The sequence below is a fragment of the Vibrio sp. S17_S38 genome, from assembly GCF_014694375.1.
Taxonomy (GTDB): Bacteria; Pseudomonadota; Gammaproteobacteria; order Enterobacterales; family Vibrionaceae; genus Vibrio.
Genome location: NZ_JAAUWW010000019.1, coordinates 45,310 through 67,666, shown reverse-complemented (window position 1 = coordinate 67,666; position 22,357 = coordinate 45,310). Strand labels below are relative to the sequence as shown.

The window sequence follows — 22,357 nt, the reverse complement described above, 5'->3', positions numbered from 1 at the left end:
ATCCGTATGACGGCTCATACGGATATTAATGTTTCTCAATAATAGTAGTTATTTAGCTATGAACTTACAGAATCATACCGCCCAATAGGAAACCAAGGGCGACAGCAGAACTAATTGTCGCTAAGCCTGGAATAAAAAATGGATGGTTAAAAACATAGCTACCAATCCGAGTTGAACCAGTATCATCCATTTCAACTGCAGCAAGCAATGTTGGGTAAGTTGGTAGTACAAACAATGCCGATACTGCTGCAAATGAAGCAACGGCGGTTAATGGTGCAACGCCAATCGCTAATGCGGCAGGCATTAGAGCCGTTGTTGTCGCGCCTTGTGAGTACAGTAGCATAGAGGCGAGGAACAATATGATAGCCAACATCCAAGGATAATCCGCCAGCAATGTACCCGCGACTTCTTTAATACTATCAACGTGAGCATTGACAAAAGTAGAGCCTAACCAAGCGACACCAAGAACACAAATACAGGCTGTCATACCTGATCGGAATGTCGGTGCAGAAGAGATCAGTGAAGGGTCAATTTTAGTAAATAATACGATAGCTGCCGCAGCTGTTAGCATTACAGTGATGATAGCTTCGTTGCGACCAAGCGCAGGGTTGGAGATAAGACCAACAGAGTCAGAAATGGCAATTGCGTAGCAAACAACAAAACCAATTGCAGCAATAAATATGTAGGTTGCGGTTTTAGCCGTTGGTAAAATATGACGTTCATTCGTTGATGACACTTTAACTAGGCCTTTTTCAAGGCGATCTTTGTAGATAGCGTCATCTTTTAATTCGCAGCCCATGAAGTTGGCAACAAAAGCACCAATCATACAAGCTGTGAACGTCGTAGGAATGCATATCATTAATAAGTGAATATAACTGACTCCTAGCGGCTCTAAAATACCGGCAAAGAAAACCACTGCCGCAGAGATTGGTGATGCCGTGATCGCTATTTGAGAAGCAATAACGGCGATGGAAAGTGGGCGAGAAGGACGAACACCTTGCTCTTTCGCGACTTCTGCAATAACCGGTAAAGTGGAAAATGCAGTATGGCCTGTACCTGCTAATAACGTCATAAAATACGTTACGATAGGAGCGTAAAAGGTAATACGCTTAGGGTTTTTACGTAAAAATTGCTCAGCGAGCTTAACCAACCAATCCATACCACCGGCGACTTGCATAGCTGCAATTGCTGTGATCACAGACATAATAATTAAAATAACATCAATTGGAATGAGGGCTTGACTGGTAGGAACCCCAAGCCCTAGCGATAAGACAATGACACCTGCGCCACCGGCTAAACCAATGCCTATACCACCGATGCGAGCACCGAGGTAAATAAAGAGTAAAACAATAAATAGTTGTATTAACATAATAGGTGTTTCCTGATTATAAAGTATGAATTCGATATATAGGTCCATGCAGTATATGTATCTTAGGCATGAAAAAAGGGAGCAATATACGCGCTCCCTTCGTTAATTTACATAATGGCCCGCGTTGGTTTAGTTATAACGTTTCGCTTTGTATTGTGGGTGCATTAAGTTTTCAGGTGAGAAGATTTCATCCAGTTCGGCTTCGGTTAATAGGCCACGAGCAAGTACGATTTCGCGTACGCTTTTGCCTGTTTCAGCACAAATTTTACCGACGATATCACCTTCGTGGTGGCCAATGTATGGGTTCAGGTAAGTGACAATACCGATGGAATTGAATACATATGCTTCACACACTTCTTTATTTACTGAGATACCATCAACGCATTTTTCGCGTAGATTCACACAGGCATTTTTCAATATTTCTAACGATTCAAACATGCATTGTGCGATTACAGGCTCCATTACATTCAATTGTAATTGACCACCTTCTGCGGCAAAAGAAAGCGCAGTATCGTTACCTAATACTTTAAAGCACACTTGGTTTACTACTTCTGGAATTACTGGGTTAACTTTCGCAGGCATGATAGACGAACCAGCTTGTAATTCTGGTAGGTTAATTTCGTTTAATCCAGCGCGAGGGCCAGAAGAAAGTAAGCGTAAGTCATTACAAATTTTAGACAGTTTGATGGCTAAACGTTTTAGCGCGCCATGTGCCATTACATAAGCACCACAATCTGATGTGGCTTCAATTAAATCTTCAGCAGCAACACATTCAAAGCCGGTGACTTCAGATAAATGTTTAACCGCAAGCGCTTGATATTCAGGGGCTGCATTAAGACCAGTACCGATTGCAGTAGCTCCTAAGTTGACCTCTAATAATAATTTAGAAATATATTGTAGGTTACGAACTTCTTCATTTAAGGTGACCGCCCATGCATGAAACTCTTGACCAACTGTCATAGGAACCGCGTCTTGAAGCTGAGTACGGCCCATTTTTAATACACTGTGGAACTCTTGGCTTTTTAATTCAAATGCCGCTTTAAGGTATTCAACGGCATCGATGGTTTTTAAGATGCTGCTATAAACGGATACGCGAAAACCAGTTGGATAAGCACAGTTGGTGGATTGGCTTTTATTAACGTGATCATTTGGGTTGATGATGTCGTATTCACCTTTTTGTTTACCCATTAACTCAAGCGCCAAGTTGGCAATAACTTCGTTAGTATTCATGTTGACCGAGGTGCCCGCACCACCTTGAAATACATCTGATGGGAATTGATCCATGCACTTTCCTGTGGTCAGAATGACGTCACATGCTTGGATAATGTAATCACTGATATCGGTAGGAAGTACACCAATTTCTTTATTCGCGAGAGTGGCGGCTTTCTTTGTCATGACCATGCCACGAACAAATTCAGGTACATCAGAAATTGTATTGCTAGATATAGTGAAATTTTCTACTGCTCGAACCGTATGGATACCATAATAAGCTTCAACGGGAACTTCACGCTGACCAAGGAGATCTTCTTCAATACGGAATTGTTGTGTGATAGGGGTTTGAGTTGTCATAAACATGATCCTTAAAGCGTATAAGCTAAATAAATACAATATTTGCCGTGTTGCTTAGAATCCATTCATTAGAACAATAGGCGTCTTTTTCTGGCTGCAATCATACCCCTTTAGAGTGATAAATATAGATCATAGATCAAACTTTTGTGCTCCTATATTTGCCAAATGAAAAGTATCCCTTCACTTGTATTAATATTGAGTCTGAATTGTCATTCATTTGTTGTAAATTTAATGTTTTTAACTAGATAAACAAGATATCTATTACATTTTGTAGTGGTTATTATTTGTTGTATCAAGCACTAGGGCATACACTGATAACAAGATTATTGGAGGTGTTTGTGTTTGCTATTTTACTTGTGTTATTTATTTTGGTTCCGATTATTGAGATCACCTTGTTTATTCAAGTTGGTGGTGCGATTGGTTTATGGCCAACGATTGCCATTGTGTTGACGACAGCGATCGTTGGTGCTTCTTTGGTACGTAGCCAAGGAATTCAAACCTTGATGTCAGTGCAATCTCGTTTACAGCAAGGTGAATTACCCGCACAGCAAATTGTTGAAGGTGTCATGCTGGCGATTGCTGGTGTGTTGCTTCTTGTTCCTGGATTTATGACGGATTTCTTGGGAATAATGATATTGCTTCCTGGTCCGCGAGCTATCTTTGCTAAGCAATTGATGAAACGTATAAAAATTAATACTGCGAACCAAGCATTTGGTAGTGGATTTCAATCGAGTCATTCGCAAGATCCATTTCGTTACTCTGAGCATGATCAGCAAGGCGATGTGTTTGAAGGAGAGTATGAAAAACAAACGGATGAAGATAAGCGAATAGATAAGTAAAGTTAGCAAGTCGACTTAGACTCTCGAAACGGGATCGTTTTGTTGAGAGAGCGGAAGGTAAAAGAGCGAACCTAATAACGGCCCGCTCTTTTTTTATTATTTGAAATGAGTTCTCAGGTTTTATATTGCGCCACCAAAATCCATTTGTCGCCAAGCTTCAAAAGCGATAATAGCCACCGCATTCGATAAATTTAAACTTCGGCTGTCGGGCATCATAGGGATACGGATCCGTTGTTCCATCGGTAAACTTTCAATGACCTCCGCGGGAAGACCGCGAGTTTCAGGGCCAAATAATAAAACATCGCCTTGTTGAAAGGCGGCATCAACATGATGACCAGTGGTTTTGGTGGTACAAGCGAAGATTCGGACATTATCGCCTTTCTCTTGCTGTAGATATGCCAGAAACGCAGGATAATCTTTATGTCGTTTTACTCTGGCTAAATCATGATAATCCAGCCCAGCTCTACGCACTTTCTTTTCTTCTAAATCAAATCCCAAAGGTTCAATTAAATGCAAGTTCGCGCCACAATTTGCACTAAGGCGAATAATGTTGCCAGTATTGGGTGCAATTTCTGGTTCAAATAAAGCGATATCGAACATAAAGGTAACTCGTATTTTTAGATAAAAGACAGCCGAGAGTATAAAGGCTGCTGTCATTAATATCTACAGCAACACATCACAACGGTTGGTTAAGTATTGACGGGAAGCGTGATAGTAACGCAAAGCCCGCCTTTCTTACTATGTGACGCTTTAATGGTGCCATTATGCTGGTGGATTGCCGAGTGAGTAATGGCTAAGCCTAAACCTGTGCCGCCACTATCTCGATCTCTGGCTGTGGAAACACGATAAAAAGGTCGAAATATGGCTTCTAATTCTAATTCATCAACGCCATCACCATCATCTTCTACGACGATTTTAATGTCATGTTTATGGTATGAAAAATTTAACCAAATATTATGCTTGCTGTATTTAATGGCATTGCGTACCACATTTTCAATAGCGCTAGTAAGCAGGTACGGCGTTCCTGTTAAGTAACATTTAGGAATGACATTGCAATGCAGTTGTTTGGCCATTTGTTCGGCTTCAAATTGCGCGTCATCCACCATACTTCTCCATAACTCTTCGGCAAGTAAGTGTTGACGGACTTGATGTGTGTCCGCTTTTCTACGTGATAGTTCAAGTAAGGCATTAATCATAACTTCTAAGCGTTCAGTTTCAGTATCAATTCTAGTGAGTTCTGAACTTTCACCTTGCTTACGTATGGCTAATGCATTGGCCATGCGTAATCGGGTTAACGGAGAACGAAGTTCATGTGAAATATCTGATAGCAGTCGTTGTTGCCCTTGGATCATGTTATTAATTGCCAGTACCATTTGATTAAAACTGGCTCCAGCTTGTTTAAATTCGGTTGGGCCCCTTTCTAAATTAGGATCGACCTCAAGTAGACCTCTTGCCACTTTTTGCGCTGCTTTCTCAAGCCTCATTGCAGGCCGGCTCAGTGCCCAAGCTAACCATAATAATAAAGGGGTGCTGCTTAACATTACAGCTAATAAGAGTTGAATCGGGCGGTCGAGAAGTTGTAATAAAAAAGGAGGAGGCCGATGCCAGTTTATGGTGACATACATTTTTAGTGGTGTTTTTGCTATCACGACAGGGAGCGGCCCTGCAATCATTAATCGATTATAAAGGCGCTGTTGTGGTTTACCTGCAATATCGGACAAGGTGATAAAATTATTGAGTGCTCTGGTGCGCATTCCATGAATAGGTGTTACCCAGTTAGAGTCTTCATTAGCAAAGTAAAAATCGATTTGTTTGTCGCTATCGTAGTGCTCGACTTCGCGTATGGATTTTTTTAGAGATGAGGCGCCCGAAAATTGTACTGTAATCTTTTTTGCATGCTGCTGCAGGCGAGCTAAAGGTTCTGCTGGTATATCGTGTAATTGACGAGGATCTAGGCTTGAAATCGTAATAATGGCGACGGCGACTAATAGCATTGTGAGCCAGAAAATGGCAAATATACGGCCATATAAACTTGAGATCTTTGGCAAGTTCATTATTCGGCCTCGACCATTAAATAACCACGTCCACGCAGCGTTTTAATAAGTACTTTATCGCCATTAAGCTCAGACAGTTTTTTTCTCAAATTGGATACATGCATATCAATGGCGCGATCAAAGGGGCTTAAACGTTTCCCCAAAACTTCAAGGCTAAGCGTTTCTTTACTAATCGAGTCACCCATGTGCTCTAAGAAATAATGCAATAAAGAAAATTCAGTGCTGGTGAGATCAAGGTATTTATCTTGAAGGTAAGCCTCTTGTTTTCCCGGAAATATTTGGATGTCATGTGGAGTTTGATTATTGTTAGATTCGTTTTTATTGATTTGAGTCCGACGTAAAATGGCTCTAATTCTCGCTAATAATTCTCTGTCGCTAAAAGGTTTAGGCAGGTAATCATCGGCTCCAAGCTCCAAACCAATCACACGATCGACCTCTTCACCTTTTGCTGTGAGCATCAGTACAGGGGTTTCCCAGTGATGACGAAGTTGTTTCAGCATTTCCATACCATTCATTTTTGGCATCATAATATCGAGTAAAATCAAATCAATAGTCTCATTGATTATCATTAACCCTTCTTCGCCATTATGGGCTTGTGATACCTCAAAACCCTCTAAAGTCAGAATGTCGTTAAGTAATGCGGTGAGTTCAATATCATCATCGACAAGTAGAATGTGTGCCATATTCGAGACCTCAAATGTAGGAGATATGATGGAGTGATTATCCTTGATTTTGTTTTTAAAACGACTGTTTTGACATCGATTTACATACCTTTACGTAAATCATACACCCCTTTACGTTATACGCTCTATTCTTACAGCAGTTTCATGGAGCGAGTATTTCCTCTCAATCTTGCTTCTTAACTCCACAATTTCATATGAACATAGGTAGGTAAATGATGAATGCTTTAATGAAAAAAACAGTATTGATGTTGGTAGCAGCGCCATTAACACTCGGTTCAGTGGCGGCTTTGGCTGACAGCAAAGATAGCATGTCAAATCATCATGGAATGATGGGCGGTGGGCAATGCGGAATGAAAGGTGAGATGAAGATCTGGCATCAACTTAATTTAACCGATGCTCAAAAAACGAAATTGAAAGATCTTCGCCAAACTGATCGACAAGCAATGAAGGCTGATTTTAAAGCTGGTAAAGATGCTTTTAAAATGAACCATGAAAAGATGCAAAAATTAGTCATGGCCGAGAAATTTGATGAGAATGCAGTCCGCTCATTGGTACAAGATATGGCGAATAATCGTGTTGAACAGCAAGTGAAAATGACAAAATCGCGTCATGATATGTTCAGCGTATTAACCCCAGAGCAAAAGCAAGAATTCTCAAAGCTTCAAGCAACACAACATCAGCAGTGCATGGAAAAATGGGAAAAAATGAAAGAGCATCGAAAAGATCGTGCGGAGAAAAAAGCTAAGTAATCTCTAGTTAATCTATAAATTGATATAAAGCATCGAGATCTAAATGATTATTTGGATCTCGATTTTTTATAGCCATTAAGCTTTTTATAGCCATTAAGTTTTGTATCGCAATAAAAAAAGAAAAACCCCGAGGAGCAAAAGCTCTTCGGGGTTATAGTCTTACTCGCAGCAATCCGGCTACTAATAGTGCTCCATGCATCAAATCCTTGATAGCAGTGCTGTATCCTTCAGCATATTCCTTTTCATCGCCATCCTAGCGGTGTCCTTGGCCTTATCCTAGCCTACTAATTCATCCTAATTAGCGCGCATCACTTGTTCCTTGAGCGGTGTCCTTTACATCATCCTGATGTTCAATCCTTGCCTCAATCCTGAGGTGTCCATCGTCTTTCCTTAGTCATTACCATCCTAGTAATGATTGCGTCCATTCAATGTCCAATTTTACTCCGTGCTGGCTACTCTATCCTAAGTAACCAAATCTTCATCCTGAAGATGACCTATCCTTGGGTCTTTCCTGTTCCTGTCAGTATCCTTCCGACAGGTTTAATATTACGGATAAACCGACCAAGAACAATGGGCGAAGTTCACATTAATTACATGAAATTATATTGAAAATAGTGTCATTTGTTTTAAATCAATGAGTTGCGTTATTTTTATGCGCGTTTTTATATTGTTGAATGATGAAATTCTCACTTATTTGTAAGAGATCTCGCACAAGCGACTGGTCAAAAGTCTGTATAGTGACACTTTTTCTAAAGGTGGTAGATGGCTTGCCATAAAATAATGGAGCCAATTAAAGTGAAAATTACACCGCAAATACCATCAATGTAGTGCGCACAAGATTCTAATTTTTTCTGCAAACGCTTAGTTGATAATAACCAAGCCAATAACGAAAACCAGAATAGAGCCAAAGACCATAAAATAAAGACGGCGGAAACTTTTCCTGTAATCGACATTGAGGCGGGAACCAAAGACGACATTAAGCTAATAAAAAATACCAAGGCTTTCGGATTCAAAATATTAGTCATGAATCCTTTAGAAAAAGCTTGTTTTTGATTGTTTAATATTCGACTCGCTTTTTTATTCTCATTTGGCTCTGTTACTGCTTTTTTTGTTTGATATAAACTTTTTAATGCACCAATCCCTAAATAAAGTAAGTAGCTTCCCCCTAATATTTGTACGAACGAAAATAAGGTTGGGTGCTGCTGAACCAAATAGCTGATTCCGGTTATGCTTAAAATTGAGTGAACCAAAATGCCCGCTGACAATCCTGCCGCAATGGTTAATCCGGTGCGTCGACCATGATGGCTAGTGTTTTGGACAATCAAGGCAAAGTCAGGCCCTGGGCTCATTAAAGCAATAAAATGTACACTGGCGAGTGTTATTAATAGGCTAATTTCATTCATGGGAGAACTTTATAATCCTTTTGTGTCGGTTTGATGGCTTGCTTCATTAATCTCTTGTACTAATGTTTCATTCGTCACTTCGACTTCTAAAGCGGTAGCGGCTTTTAAGGCTGTGGCTTGTTTTTTATTGGTTGAGTTATTTTTTAATCCGTCCCAAGTAAATAGAATTAACGCCGCCCAGATAAAAGCAAAGGTAATAATTTTGTCCGATGTAAATGCTTCTCCGTAGACAAACACCGCCAATAGGAACATCAAGCTTGGTCCAATGTATTGAATGAATCCTAAGGTCGCTAGACGTAAGCGCACCGCGGCACCGGCAAAGCATAATAAAGGCAGGGTAGTGACGATCCCGGCTGCAATTAATAATGTATTGAGTAGTGCGCTGTTATTAGTCATGTGACTAGTAGCGCTGTCGGCAAAGATAAATAAATACACCAAAGCTACAGGCAAAAGGACTAAGGTTTCAATGAATAGCCCAGTAAAGGCGTCGAGATTGACCTTTTTTCGCAGCAGACCATAAATACCAAAACTGACCGCTAACATAATGGCAATAATTGGCACCGAGCCAAAAACGGCTAATTGCACCAGAACACCAATACTGGCTAACGCCACCGCGAACCATTGCATCTTACGTAGTTGCTCATTGAGGAAAATCATTCCGAGCAATACATTAAATAAAGGATTTATGTAGTAGCCGAGACTGGCATCTAGCATATGATCAATGCTGATCGCCCAAATGAAAACTAACCAATTAACGCCGATCGTGACCGATGTCACCAGTAAATAGAATACTTTGGTTCGAGATTTGAGTGTGATCTTAATCAGCTCCCAGCCCTTGGTGAAGTACAGTAAAGCGGCAAGGAAAACAAAAGACCATATAATCCGGTGACAAAGGATTTCAAAAGGGGATACTTCACCGAGTGCTTTAAAATAAATAGGCGCAATGCCCCACATCATATAGGCCATTATCGCAAGTAGCACGCCTTGCTTGGTTCGATTTAATTCATCATCCATTTGATTTATGTCTTTTATTTATATAATTAAGGTCAAGCAGTATAAAAGTGATGGATTGATTTACCTAATGAAATGCAGTTATAACCTTATTGCTGTAAATGAATAATGAGTGAATACGAGAATCTAGATGAGAGCGAGAGTTTCAATCTAAGCCAAACCCCTCTACAATAGCCGACCATTTAGCCACTTATACTTCTTAGCTAAAGCCTATATCTAGTTAACGTCTATATCTAGCGCCAAAGTAATTGGTTAAAGCCTGTATCTAACTCCAAAGTAATTGAGATCTTATGCCTGCGTCTGTTACCGCTGAACCTTCCTCACCAGAGCCTTCTCAAGCTGACTCGATTCGAACATCGGCAAACAATGCTGCTCAAATTTTGCAGGATGTGTTTGGTTATCAGAGTTATCGTGTGGGTCAACAGCAAGTTATCGACAGTGTATTAGCTGGGCAAGATAGTTTAGTTATTATGCCAACTGGTGGCGGGAAGTCGTTATGCTACCAAGTACCAGCATTGTTATTTTCCGGTTTAACGATTGTTATTTCGCCGCTGATTTCCTTGATGAAAGATCAAGTCGATCAACTTAAAGCCAATGGCGTGGCAGCCGAATGCATCAACTCCTCCATGGATCGTGAAGATTTGATTCGTGTGTATAACCGCATGAATAATGGTCAGCTAAAAATGGTGTATATCTCACCAGAACGGATCTTAAGCCGTGATTTTAGTGAACGTTTGGAGCATTTGCCGCTGAGTATGATTGCGGTGGATGAGGCGCATTGTATTTCCCAATGGGGGCATGATTTCCGCCGCGAATATGCTTTGCTCGGGCAACTTAAGCAGCGTTTTCCACATATCCCTGTTATGGCGTTAACCGCAACAGCGGATGAAGCAACTCGTAAAGACATCATCTCACGCTTGGAATTGAACAACCCTTTAGAATATTTGGGTAGCTTTGATCGCCCTAATATTCGCTATACCTTGCTTGAAAAGCACAAGCCCGTTTCGCAAGTGATCCGTTATCTCGCCACCCAAAAAGGTCAGTGTGGGATTATTTATTGTGGCAGCCGCAAAAAAGTCGAAATGGTGACCGAAAAGCTGTGCAATAACCATATTCGAGCTGCGGGTTACCATGCCGGTATGGACAATGATGAGCGCGCGTATGTGCAAGAAGCGTTTCAAAAAGATGATATTCAAATTGTGGTTGCCACGGTGGCCTTTGGCATGGGGATTAATAAGCCTAACGTGCGTTTTGTATTGCACTTCGATATTCCGCGTAACATTGAATCTTACTATCAAGAAACTGGTCGAGCAGGGCGAGATGGTCTGCCAGCTGAAGCGGTGATGTTATACGATCCTGCTGATATGAGCTGGCTGCGTCGCATGTTGGATGAAAAAGATGAAGGGCCGCAAAAGCAAGTCGAAAGCCATAAGCTTAATGCCATGAGTGCGTTTGCTGAAGCGCAGACCTGTCGTCGCCAAGTTCTGTTGAATTACTTCGGTGAATACAGTCATAAACCGTGCGGTAACTGCGATATTTGCCTTGATCCGCCTAAGCATTTTGATGGTACGGAAGCGGCCAGAAAAGCGCTGTCGTGTGTGTATCGGGTTAATCAAAGCTTCGGTGTGGGCTATGTCGTGGAAGTGCTGCGCGGCATGCAAAATATTCGAGTACGCGATAATGGGCACGATAAAATCACTACTTATGGCATTGGTAAAGAACACAGCCATGATTATTGGGTTAGCATTATGCGCCAGCTGATCCATAAAGGTTTGTTGTCGCAAAATATTACCCGAAATTCGACGCTACAACTGACCGAAGAAGCTCGCCCATTATTACGTGGTGATATGGAACTGCAGTTAGCGGTGCCGCGTTTAGATACCGCAGTTCGATCGGCGAAAAATGACAAATTAGTCACTAAAAATTACGATAAAAAACTGTTCGCTAAGTTGCGTAAGTTACGTAAATCCATTGCAGATGAAGATGGCTTACCGCCGTATGTGGTGTTTAGTGATGCGACGTTGGTGGACATGGCGGATATTCTGCCAACCTCTTATGGCGAAATGTTAGCGGTGAACGGTGTTGGTCAGCGTAAGCTTGAAAAATATGCCGATGCCTTTTTGGATGTGATTCAGGAGCACCTAACTTTAGGTGAAAGATAAGCATGGCGATGTTTAGTTTGCGCGAATTTGACGCCGAAGCAGGGCGTATTATTTTAGTGAATCCGAGTTTTGATTTTGATTCTTATCCGCCTTTAGGTCAAAGATTGATATCAATATTATCGGCTTCGATTGTTGATCAACAAAGTGATGCGGATTTGCACTCTTGGCTGATTGATTTTGAAGGCTGTCAGCTATTTTTACGCGCGGAGCATTACTCAGAAACCATGTGGATTGAAGCTTTATCACCGCAACAAGGTCATGAAGAATTACAATATTTGACTAAGTTGTTTGCGATCGGCATTGGATAAGAAATGCCCATCATGGTTTCAATAAACAAGTGTTTGTGTGAAAAGCGAACACTTGCAGCGTCATTTGATTTCGGTATAATCGCACGGCTTTTAAGACGGCTTGACTGAAAAGTCAGGTTATCAACTGTATTTATAATAACTGAATTATGGGTTCCCTCGCCCCCATACATTAAAAAAAGGTCACAATATGACGAACAATAATTCTGCTCAACAGGCGGCACTTTCGCCTGTGCAACAATTTTCATCACAACATACGGCAACCCAAAGTTCTCTCAAAGAGAATAATAAAGCCTTATTTTGGTTGGTGATTTTCCACCTTATTATCATCGCATCGAGTAACTATTTGGTGCAGATCCCGTTTACCTTATTTGGTTTACACACCACTTGGGGTGCATTTACCTTCCCATTTATTTTCTTGGCCACTGATTTAACGGTGCGTATTTTTGGTGCTGGTATGGCAAGACGGATCATCTTTTGGGTGATGTTACCGGCCTTAGCCATTTCATATGTTTTGTCAGTCTTATTTTTCCAAGGCAGTTTTCAAGGTGTGGCGCAATTAGCCGTGTTTAATCTGTTTGTTGCCCGTATTGCGATTGCGAGTTTTATGGCGTATTTACTCGGCCAAATTATGGATATTCATGTGTTTAATCACTTGCGCCAAATGAAGCAATGGTGGGTAGCACCAACCAGCTCAACCTTGTTTGGCAATGCATTAGATACTTTAGCTTTCTTCTCGATAGCGTTTTATATGAGTACTGATGTATTTATGGCGCAACACTGGACAGAAATCGCTTTAGTGGATTACAGCGTTAAATTGGTCATTAGTTTGGGTTTATTTGTACCAATGTATGGCGTATTACTTAATTACTTAATGAAAAAGCTCACAGCAGTAAATAAATAATAATCTTGGTAAGTTACGAATAAAATTAGTAAATATAGTACTAAGCTAATCAAGATGGTGATTTGCCTTTATACCTTAAGCAAGACGGGTATATCATGATTAGTAACAAAGCTAAGAAGCCAAGATTTCGATCTTGGTTTTTTTTATGCTTATTTTCCTTTAATCTAGCCTAGCTTTTTAACCTAAAGAGAAAACCGCTCATGTTATCTGTTATCGCTATCAATAAACCACGCTATTTTTTCTTTAAACGACTCAATATTACTGTGATATTGGCTGTTTTGATTGGCCTTTTTTCTCAATCCGCCACCGCCCATCCTCATTCTTGGATTGTAACTAAAACCATGATTGAAGGTGATAAAAATGCGATTACGGGTTTGAAAATGGAGTGGACGTTTGATGCTATGACATCGACTTATACTCTTGATGGTGAAGATATGTCACCACAGTACAAAGAAGAAACGCTGCAAAAGGTATCGGATTCGATTATCAAAAATATGCTAAACGAGCATTACTTTACCTATTTCTATCAAGGTGATACTCCGATTCGATATAAAGAGGTAACCGATTCAACCTTGGCTTTAGTTAAAGGTAAACTGATTTTCAGTTTTGATTTAGAGCTTGATCAACCTCTACCATTGAATACTAAAGATCTGAGTTTATCGATTTATGATCACACCTATTATATTGATATGTATTGGAAGGATAAGAAAGATATTGAGCTTTCGGAATCTCTCAAATCTTATTGTAAAGTGGATTTGATCCAGCCGAAACCAAGTTCAAAGCAAGTCACTTATGCTATGTCATTACCCGCCGATGCGGATCCTGACTATGAATTAGGGCAATTGTTTACTCAAAAAGCCACCTTAAATTGCCAATAAATATTAGCCTGAGATCGAGTTCATGACTTCTGTTACTCAAAACATCAATATTACGAACCATTACCGAATCAAACTTGTTTTGGTCATGCTCTGCGCCAGCCTTTTGGGATGGGGATTATGGTCTTTATGGCCAAGTATTATTATCTATAGTGCTCAGTGGCAGCGTGATATTAATAGTCAATTAACCGATCTTCTTTATGAAGCGAAAGATCACAATCAAGGCGCAATGCTTTATTTGGTGGGACTGAGCTTTATTTATGGAGCATTGCACTCATTAGGGCCAGGGCATGGCAAAGTGATTGTGACGACTTATGTGTCTATTTATCCAACCAAAGTCAAAACCAGTTTGTGGTTAACGATTGTTTCAGCGGCAATGCAGGCGGTGGTAGCAATAATTTTGGTGTCTGCCATGTTGTTTATCTTTGAATCGTCTATGCGTCAAGTTAACGCTAAAGTGGAAACGCTGATCCAAGTGAGTTATTGGACAGTGGCGCTACTGGGAGGGTTAATTATCTTCTCTACGTTAAAACTGCTCTGGAAAAAACGTAGATCAGCAGCACAAACACCTCAGTTTGAAGTGATTAATATACAGCCATTAACTGCTACTCACCAGATGGGATCAATTCGATCGTTGGCATTAAACAAGACTAAATTAGATCATGTGCACGATGATCATTGTGGATGTGGACATAAGCACTTCGCCAATGCCGATGAAATGAACCAAGCGTCGAGTGCTAAAGACTATTTCAATATTATTTTCAGCATTGGTATTCGCCCATGTAGCGGCGCGATCATGATGCTGCTCTTTTCTCAGGTGATTGGTTTGTATTGGTTGGGAATGGTGAGTGCATTTGTTATGGCGGCTGGAACGGCATTAACGACCTCGGTGATTGCTTTAATGGCGGTCTCTGGGAAAAAATTGGCTCAACGTTATTTACAATATAATGCGCCAATATTCGAGTTGGGTATATTAGGTTTACGATTATTGGCTGGTGTACTTTTGATTTTAATGAGCATCGTTATGCTTCAATCGAACCTATATGGTATGACACCGATTGTATGATTACCATCAAGCTTATGTTTTATAAGTAAATATAAAACACCTTAAAATTAAATGAGACTTTTTCTCATTTAGATGTTGACTATGTAATGAGAATCATTATTATTAACCGTGTCGAAGGGAATAGGAATTTGGTTCTCACCCAAACGAGGCCAGCTTTTAATCTTTTGACACGACATTGCTCACATTGCTTCCAGTGTATTTAGAGAAAATACCAAGGTATTGATTCTCGTGGCTAACTCATCAGAGTTAGCCTTTTTTTTGCTTGAGAATTACAGGGGGGTAGCTCTTACTTATCTTTAAATTTATATATATTCATTTTAGATCAAAGGTTTTCCACAAAGGATCCAGAGGTTATGTTTTGGGTTGTCATGATCCGATTTACTTTAAGTATTTGTAATTAAATCATTTTATAATAAATAATGTAAAGATCTTGACATTGACAAACCGATGGTAAAAAAGTTAACAACAAAGTTATCCACAGAAGGTTGTTTCGATACGAGTAACCATAAATATTTTGAGTATAGAGAGAACTCAGATAAAGCGTCTCCTCAGATAGATCCCAACACACAGACGTGGCATCCTATAGCTATTCTCTGTTTATCATCTTGCTTGGATATCAAACACTATGGCAACAATTGCTGACAACTCTCTAATTTTAATCGACGGTTCTTCTTATCTTTATCGTGCTTTTCATGCTTACCCTGAAAGTATGACCAACGGCAAGATCCAAACTAATGCTGTGTACGGTGTTGTAAATATGCTTCGTAGCATGATGCGCCAGTTTTCTTCGGATCGTTTTGTTGTCATTTTTGATGCGAAAGGAAAAACGTTCCGTGATGATATGTATTCGGAATATAAAGCGAATCGTCCATCAATGCCGCATGAACTGCGCGATCAAATTGAACCTTTGCATAATATTATCCGAGCGATGGGCCTACCATTGATTTGCGTACCAGGCGTTGAAGCCGATGACGTGATTGGCACTTTAGCCACGCAAGCCTCTAAAATGGGAATGCCGGTATTGATCAGCACCGGTGATAAAGATATGGCGCAATTGGTTGATGATAACGTGACCTTGATTAATACCATGACCAATGTGGTGATGGATCGAGAAGGGGTGATCGAGAAATTTGAATTACCACCAGAGCTGATTATCGATTATTTAGCTTTGATGGGCGATAAAGTGGATAACATTCCTGGCGTACCTGGCGTAGGGAATAAGACAGCTGTTGCGTTGTTGCAAGGGTTAGGCAATCTGGAAAGTATTTATCAAAACTTAGATAAAATCGCTGATTTATCATTTCGTGGTTCAAAAACCATGGCGAAAAAATTAGAAGAAAATAAAGCCAATGCCGATATGTCTTATCTGCTTGCCACGATTAAACTCGATGTAGAGTTGGACTGTACGCCTGAAAGTTTATGCAAATCTGAACCAAATAAAGATGAATTGATCCAACTGTTCGGTGAAATGACCTTCAAATCTTGGCTCAATGAATTACTTGAAGGTGGTGATGGAAAAATTGCAGCCATCGATGGTGCTAAAGCCGTAGCAAAAGAAAATACTAAAATGAATGCGACTACTACGGCGGATGAATTAGAAGTGGATATGAGTCCTGCCAATATTGATCGCAGTGCTTATGAGACTATTTTCGACAAAGATATTTTTCTAGAGTGGTTAGATAAGCTTAAAGCCTCAAAGGTGTTTGCTTTTGATACTGAAACAGACAGCCTTGATTACATGGTGGCAAATTTAGTTGGTTTATCTTTTGCGGTAGAAGAAGGCGTGGCGGCTTATGTACCCGTTGCTCATGATTATTTAGATGCACCAGAGCAACTTGATCGAGATTGGGTGTTAGATCAACTTAAACCGATCCTCGAAGATCCAAAGCAAGCCAAAGTAGGGCAGAACTTAAAATACGATGCGAGCGTATTAGCGCGTTACAATATTGAAATGCAAGGTATTGAGTTTGATACCATGTTGGCCTCTTACGTGTTTAATAGCGTTGGTGGCAAACATGATATGGATAGTTTGGCATTACGCTTTCTACAACACAGCTGTATTTCGTTTGAGTCATTGGCCGGAAAAGGCAAAAAACAACTCACGTTTAATCAATTATCGATTGAAGAATGTGGCCCTTATGCGGCTGAAGATGCTGATGTAACACTGCGTTTGCACAATCGACTACAAGCCGCATTAGAGCAAGATGAAAAGCTGCTTTCTATTTATAAAGATATTGAAGTGCCATTAATCCCTGTGATTTCTAAAATTGAACGCACTGGTGTAATGATTGATGACATGCTGCTTAATGCTCAATCACAAGAAATCGCTGCTCGATTAGACGAGCTGCAATTAAAAGTATTTGAAGTAGCAGAGCAAGAGTTTAACCTAAGCTCACCAAAGCAATTACAAGCGATCTTATTTGAAAAAATGGGCTTGCCTGTGGTGAAGAAAACGCCATCTGGGGCCCCTTCAACTAATGAAGAGGTGTTGCAAGAATTAGCCTTTGATTACCCGCTACCTAAGTTGATTTTAGAACATCGTGGCCTTGCGAAACTAAAAACAACTTATACCGATAAATTGCCGAAAATGATCAATCCACAGACGGGTCGAGTGCATACTTCATATCATCAAGCGGTGACGGCGACAGGTCGTTTATCTTCGACAGATCCAAATCTACAAAATATTCCTATTCGTAATGAAGAAGGACGTCGTATTCGCCAAGCCTTTATTGCACCACATGGTTGGAAAATTTTGGCTGTCGATTACTCCCAAATTGAATTGCGTATCATGGCTCATCTTTCTGGTGATAAAGCATTACTTGAAGCGTTTGCTCAAGGAAAAGATATTCACTCTGCTACTGCCGCTGAAGTGATGGGCGTTGATATTGAACAAGTGACTTCAGAGCAACGTCGCCGTGCTAAAGCCGTTAACTTCGGCCTTATTTATGGTATGAGTGCTTTTGGCCTTGCGAAACAATTAGGCATTTCTCGCGGTGAAGCTCAGCAATATATGGATGTGTATTTCGAGCGTTATCCAGGTGTAATGCAATATATGGAAGACACTCGCTCACAAGCAATGCAACAAGGCTATGTTGAAACGATCTTAGGACGCCGCTTACACTTACCTGAAATCAAATCGAGCAATGGCATGCGCCGTAAAGGCGCTGAACGAGCGGCAATCAATGCACCAATGCAAGGAACAGCAGCAGACATCATTAAAAAGGCGATGTTAATAGTTGCAAAATGGATTGATGATGAAGGTAACGGTGATGTTAAGCTGTTGATGCAAGTTCACGATGAATTGGTATTCGAAATTAAAGAAAGTGAATTAGCAAGGATTGAAATAAAAATACAACAATTAATGGAGTCAGCGGTTGAGCTTAAAGTGCCATTAGTGGCGGAGTTTGATCACGGAGATAATTGGGATCAGGCTCATTAACCTATATAGATAGCCTATTGTACGGTATATTAATTGTGGTATGAAATTTATAGCCATCTTTCGAGATGGCTTTTTTGAACTTAAAATAAAGTAATGATGTATTTATTTTCTTGTTGTTTTAATAACGAGGGTGAAAAAAAAGAACAAAAATAACTTTGAAAATAATCATAATTACGGTAAATTAAATGGGTAGGGTACAAAGGTAAGATGTTCTATCTTTTAGACCTTTTGTTTCACGTTATTGGATTAGGCTGTTTAAGCCGCCTCAGTCAGTTTTTGATTGAGGCGTTTTTTTTGCCCTAAAGTAAATGTAGTCTATTGTTTTATAATGATTTTATTTATTGGTCTTCAATGTCTGAATCTACCATTTCTCATATGTATTCACTTCACTTTATGATCTCTCAATTATCTTTTAATCTGCAGGCATCTTAATTTAATCTGTGTAATAAATTTTTAGTTATTAAATAGCAGAATAAGTAAGTCGAAGGCCTTCTTCATTTTTAATTCAATCTTTTAAATTTAGTCGTGCAGTTAAAAGCATCGTATCAGTACGACCTGATCACACAAGATGAGTCATCAGATCGTAAGGGTATTAAAGAGGAAGTTCTTTTAATTTTCTTGTGAGAGTATTTCGTCCCCAGCCTAATAACTTAGCAGCATCTTGTTTATGCCCGTTAGTATGGGTTAACGCCGTTTGTAATAAAATGCGTTCAAACTCTGGTTGAGCCATGGCCAGGAGGTCTGATTCGCCAGAAGCTAAAGCTTGTTGCGCCCAAGATTCTAACTGTTCTTGCCACGATCCTTGTTGAGTGTTTGCCGTGAGGTTTTTATTTTTTTCGCTCACCAGTTCATTGGGTAAATCTGCGGGTAAAACCTCACTACCGCTTGCCATCACCGTTAACCAGCGACAAATATTTTCTAATTGACGCACATTACCAGGCCAAGGTAGTCGGTTTAGGGCTTCTACTGTTGTTGAGTGCAAAGACTTAGCATCAACCGCGAGCTCTTTTGCTGCGCGAGACAAAAAATGTGCAGCGAGTTTTTCTATATCTTGGCGGCGCTCTCTTAATGCTGGTATATGGACTCGGATAACATTTAACCGATGGAATAAATCTTCTCTAAATCCGCCTTGATTGACCAGTTTTTCTAGATTTTGATGGGTGGCAGCAATAATGCGAACATCAACACTGACAGGCGCGTGCCCCCCGACACGATAAAATTGCCCATCCGCTAATACTCGCAATAATCGAGTTTGAATATCTAAAGGCATATCTCCAATTTCATCTAAGAAAAGAGTGCCGCCATTCGCTTGTTCAAATCGACCTTGCCTCACCGCATTCGCACCAGTAAACGCGCCTTTTTCATGGCCAAATAGTTCAGATTCAATTAAATCTTTTGGAATTGCGGCCATATTAAGGGCGATAAAAGGTTGTTTTGAACGGGGGCTATGGCGATGGAGTGCATGAGCAACAAGCTCTTTCCCCGTACCTGATTCACCATTAATAAGAACAGAAATCGAGGAGCGAGATAAACGTCCAATAGCTCTAAATACCTCTTGCATCGCGGGTGCTTCACCTAATATCTCCGGTGTTACATCTTGGATACGATTTTCCTGGATATTATCGGTACGCTGTTCATGGCTATGCGCAATTGCACGTTCAACCAGAGTTAAGGTTTCATCAATATCAAAAGGTTTCGGAATGTATTCAAAAGCGCCTTTTTGATACGCATTTACGGCAGCATCTAGATCTGAGTGTGCCGTCATAATAATTACGGGTAAATTTGGGTAGCTATTCTGGAGCTGTTTGAGTAATGTCAATCCATCCATGCCTGGCATGCGAATATCAGAGATAAGCACATCTGGCGTTTCTCTTTCTAGGGAGGAAATGACACTTTCTGCATCTGCGAATGTTTCACATTGGATGTTGGCAGAAGATAATGTTTTCTCTAATACCCAGCGGATAGAACTATCGTCATCGACGACCCATACGAATCCTTTACTCATGTCCTAATTCCCTTTGCAAGTTCCGATAATATATCCATTTAAATGGGATAAACGCGTAGTAATTACGCACTTTGAATCGGTAAATAAATACTAAAAATGGTGTGTCCGGGCCAGCTCTCAACGTCGATTTTACCTTGGTGCTGGTCGATTATATTTTGTGAAATAGATAGCCCTAAGCCTGTACCACCTTCTCGACCACTGACCATTGGATAAAACAAGGTATCTTGTAGTTCGGTTGGGATCCCCGGTCCGTTGTCCATAATTTCAATTCGAGCCACCAGTTTATGTCGTTGACCATGAATATTGGCTTGATAGACGGTGCGAGTACGAATCGTGATCTTGCCATCTGGTTGCTGAGCTAAAATCTGAGCGGCATTACTGGTGATGTTAAGGAAAGCTTGCTCGACTTGATCTGCATCCATCAGGATAGGTGGCATGCTAGGATCATAATCTCGCTCAATGACAACTTGGCTACCAAATTCTAATTCCACCAACTGACGGGCTTTCTCTATGACTAGATGTAAGTTTTCAGAGGATTTCTTTCCTGGTTTTTGAGGGCCTAGTAAGCGGTCAACTAGAGCTCGTAGACGATCGGCTTGCTCAATAATAATTTGGGTGTATTCGTTTAAATTGGGATCTGGCAACATACGGCCAAGTAATTGTGCCGCGCCGCGTAACCCCCCGAGAGGATTCTTAATTTCATGAGCAAGTCCTCGAACCAATAGTTTTGCCGCTTGCTGTTGAGCGTGTTGATTGAGTTCTTGGCTAAGTCTGCGTTGAGAATCTATTTTCCTAACTTCAACCAATAGCATTAGATTTTTATCAAATTGTGTACCTTGGAGTGATAAAGGGCTAACCGTAACTTCAAGCATCATAGGCTTGGCGTTAATGACAAAGGTGACATCGCTGTCGGTAATGCTTTGACCACTTTGTAATGGCTGGGTAAAAAGCGCTAAGTCCATTGAGGCGTGTTGGATAAGCTGAGAGAGCGGTGTGCCCTGTAATCGTTTTACGCTTTGAGAAAATAATTGTTCAGCCGAAGGGTTGGCGTAATGAATGATCAGTTTTTCATCTAATAGAAAAGTGGCAGTCACGAGATTACCGAGAATCGCGGCAGCTAGTGCTCCATTGTGGTCTGATTGCATCATTATCTTGCCTTTGTATTATTTGCACTAAATTGGTGCGTAAATAAGTTTCAGTATGGGGCATGATAAAAATCAGTACAAATAAAAAGGCCAATGATCTCATCATACGTCTAATTTACGGTTGTTTTATGCAGATATACCGTAATGGTAGAAGATGATGCAATAACCTTGCCGCTTTCTACAATATGGACAGTTATTGTATGTTCACCACGATCAATATTGCTTAACTCCCAAGACGTAGTAGTTTTTGGTGCACCAAAAGGTTGATTGTCGAAAATTAATTGCGCGCGCTCACCAATGGTTAATTTACGACTTAAGTTTGCTTGGACAGTGATTGAACCACGGCTACTTCTTAATGTTTGATCGTTGCTTGGCGTTTCAATACTGACGATGATTTCTTTCTTAATTGGTTTTTCATTTTTTGGTGACACATTCTCCGATGGTATACTATTTTTTTCGAACAATGGTGCTTGAGACACTGTTTCGGAAGGTTTATTCATATCGTGGGTATCGCCGTATTGGTGTATTGGCGCTGAGCTTCTTACATCGGGGAGTATTAGAGTTTCTCTGTTGCTAGCGTTGATGGTTTTTGTAGGAGGGGTATCACTGAGATGTAAAACGCCGTTATTGTCTGTCCACTTATAAACTTCATTAGCATTGGAAAGTGCAGTCACAAGTAATATAAATATAAATGAATACCGTATCATTGTGCGGACTCCTTAGTTTTTACTCAGCTTATCGTTTGCCTTTTTCCTCACAACAAAAAAAAGGCTCACCTG

General features: G+C 40.4%; 18 protein-coding genes and 1 pseudogene. 8 read left to right on the top strand and 11 right to left on the bottom strand.

The window, feature by feature from the left end:
- Positions 1 to 64: 64 nt before the first annotated feature.
- Entirely contained in the window at positions 65 to 1,369 is a 1,305-nt protein-coding gene (locus HC725_RS14010; protein ID WP_446751372.1) for an anaerobic C4-dicarboxylate transporter, read from the bottom strand.
- Between the two features lie 129 nt (positions 1,370 to 1,498).
- Positions 1,499 to 2,944 carry an aspartate ammonia-lyase gene (aspA, locus tag HC725_RS14005; protein WP_446751371.1) on the bottom strand — a complete coding sequence of 482 codons (1,446 nt, stop codon included), beginning with the start codon at positions 2,942 to 2,944 and terminating at the stop codon, positions 1,499 to 1,501.
- A gap of 332 nt (positions 2,945 to 3,276) precedes the next feature.
- Here aspA and HC725_RS14000 point away from each other — a divergent pair, with 332 nt between their 5' ends.
- The gene (locus tag HC725_RS14000) at positions 3,277 to 3,777 is read left to right on the top strand and encodes an FxsA family protein (RefSeq protein ID WP_190332476.1); all 501 of its coding nucleotides are present in this window, start codon (positions 3,277 to 3,279) and stop codon (positions 3,775 to 3,777) included.
- A 120-nt stretch (positions 3,778 to 3,897) separates the two neighbouring features.
- Here the strand turns inward: HC725_RS14000 and HC725_RS13995 are convergent, their stop codons facing one another.
- The 3 genes from HC725_RS13995 to HC725_RS13985 form a co-directional block, all read right to left on the bottom strand.
- Complete coding sequence (locus HC725_RS13995) at positions 3,898 to 4,377, bottom strand: tRNA (cytidine(34)-2'-O)-methyltransferase (RefSeq protein WP_190332474.1); 480 nt, start codon at positions 4,375 to 4,377, stop codon at positions 3,898 to 3,900.
- Positions 4,378 to 4,466: 89 nt separating this feature from the next.
- Positions 4,467 to 5,831, bottom strand: coding sequence for an envelope stress sensor histidine kinase CpxA (cpxA, locus tag HC725_RS13990; protein ID WP_190332472.1), 1,365 nt, complete (start codon positions 5,829 to 5,831; stop codon positions 4,467 to 4,469).
- Positions 5,831 to 6,514, bottom strand: coding sequence for a response regulator (locus HC725_RS13985; protein ID WP_190332470.1), 684 nt, complete (start codon positions 6,512 to 6,514; stop codon positions 5,831 to 5,833). Before HC725_RS13985 ends, cpxA begins: the two co-directional genes overlap by 1 nt.
- Before the next feature lie 212 nt (positions 6,515 to 6,726).
- Between HC725_RS13985 and HC725_RS13980 the strand changes: the two genes are divergently transcribed.
- Positions 6,727 to 7,263 carry a CpxP family protein gene (locus HC725_RS13980; protein ID WP_190332468.1) on the top strand — a complete coding sequence of 179 codons (537 nt, stop codon included), beginning with the start codon at positions 6,727 to 6,729 and terminating at the stop codon, positions 7,261 to 7,263.
- Positions 7,264 to 8,012: 749 nt separating this feature from the next.
- On the opposite strand, the gene HC725_RS13975 is transcribed toward HC725_RS13980, so the two are convergent.
- The gene (locus HC725_RS13975; protein ID WP_190332467.1) at positions 8,013 to 8,666 is read right to left on the bottom strand and encodes a LysE family translocator; all 654 of its coding nucleotides are present in this window, start codon (positions 8,664 to 8,666) and stop codon (positions 8,013 to 8,015) included.
- 9 nt (positions 8,667 to 8,675) lie between these two features.
- Entirely contained in the window at positions 8,676 to 9,680 is a 1,005-nt protein-coding gene (gene rarD, locus HC725_RS13970; RefSeq protein WP_190332465.1) for an EamA family transporter RarD, read from the bottom strand.
- A gap of 287 nt (positions 9,681 to 9,967) precedes the next feature.
- On the opposite strand from rarD, the gene recQ reads away from it, so the two are divergent.
- From recQ to polA, 6 genes are all read left to right on the top strand, one after another.
- Complete coding sequence (gene recQ, locus HC725_RS13965) at positions 9,968 to 11,839, top strand: ATP-dependent DNA helicase RecQ (protein ID WP_194687969.1); 1,872 nt, start codon at positions 9,968 to 9,970, stop codon at positions 11,837 to 11,839.
- A 2-nt stretch (positions 11,840 to 11,841) separates the two neighbouring features.
- On the top strand, positions 11,842 to 12,147 hold the full coding sequence (locus tag HC725_RS13960) for a DUF3630 family protein (protein ID WP_190332463.1): 306 nt from the start codon (positions 11,842 to 11,844) through the stop codon (positions 12,145 to 12,147).
- A gap of 187 nt (positions 12,148 to 12,334) precedes the next feature.
- Positions 12,335 to 13,048, top strand: a complete 714-nt coding sequence (locus HC725_RS13955; RefSeq protein ID WP_190332461.1) for a 7-cyano-7-deazaguanine/7-aminomethyl-7-deazaguanine transporter — start codon at positions 12,335 to 12,337, stop codon at positions 13,046 to 13,048.
- A gap of 200 nt (positions 13,049 to 13,248) precedes the next feature.
- A complete protein-coding gene (locus HC725_RS13950) occupies positions 13,249 to 13,926 on the top strand; it encodes a DUF1007 family protein (protein ID WP_190332459.1) in 678 nt (225 codons plus the stop codon).
- A gap of 22 nt (positions 13,927 to 13,948) precedes the next feature.
- On the top strand, positions 13,949 to 14,989 hold the full coding sequence (locus HC725_RS13945; protein ID WP_190332458.1) for a nickel/cobalt transporter: 1,041 nt from the start codon (positions 13,949 to 13,951) through the stop codon (positions 14,987 to 14,989).
- Between the two features lie 625 nt (positions 14,990 to 15,614).
- Positions 15,615 to 18,428, top strand: a complete 2,814-nt coding sequence (gene polA, locus HC725_RS13940; protein ID WP_190332456.1) for a DNA polymerase I — start codon at positions 15,615 to 15,617, stop codon at positions 18,426 to 18,428.
- A 592-nt stretch (positions 18,429 to 19,020) separates the two neighbouring features.
- Here the strand turns inward: polA and glnG are convergent.
- The 4 genes and pseudogenes from glnG to HC725_RS16930 all read right to left on the bottom strand — a co-directional run.
- Positions 19,021 to 20,433: a nitrogen regulation protein NR(I) gene (gene glnG, locus HC725_RS13935; RefSeq protein ID WP_190332454.1), complete on the bottom strand. Its 1,413-nt coding sequence runs from the start codon at positions 20,431 to 20,433 to the stop codon at positions 19,021 to 19,023.
- A gap of 62 nt (positions 20,434 to 20,495) precedes the next feature.
- The gene (glnL, locus tag HC725_RS13930; protein WP_190332452.1) at positions 20,496 to 21,581 is read right to left on the bottom strand and encodes a nitrogen regulation protein NR(II); all 1,086 of its coding nucleotides are present in this window, start codon (positions 21,579 to 21,581) and stop codon (positions 20,496 to 20,498) included.
- Positions 21,582 to 21,688: 107 nt separating this feature from the next.
- Complete coding sequence (locus HC725_RS13925) at positions 21,689 to 22,078, bottom strand: Ig-like domain-containing protein (protein ID WP_238928513.1); 390 nt, start codon at positions 22,076 to 22,078, stop codon at positions 21,689 to 21,691.
- 81 nt (positions 22,079 to 22,159) lie between these two features.
- Positions 22,160 to 22,285: pseudogene (locus HC725_RS16930) on the bottom strand (DUF4124 domain-containing protein); the annotation flags it as partial.
- Between the last annotated feature and the right edge of the window lie 72 nt (positions 22,286 to 22,357).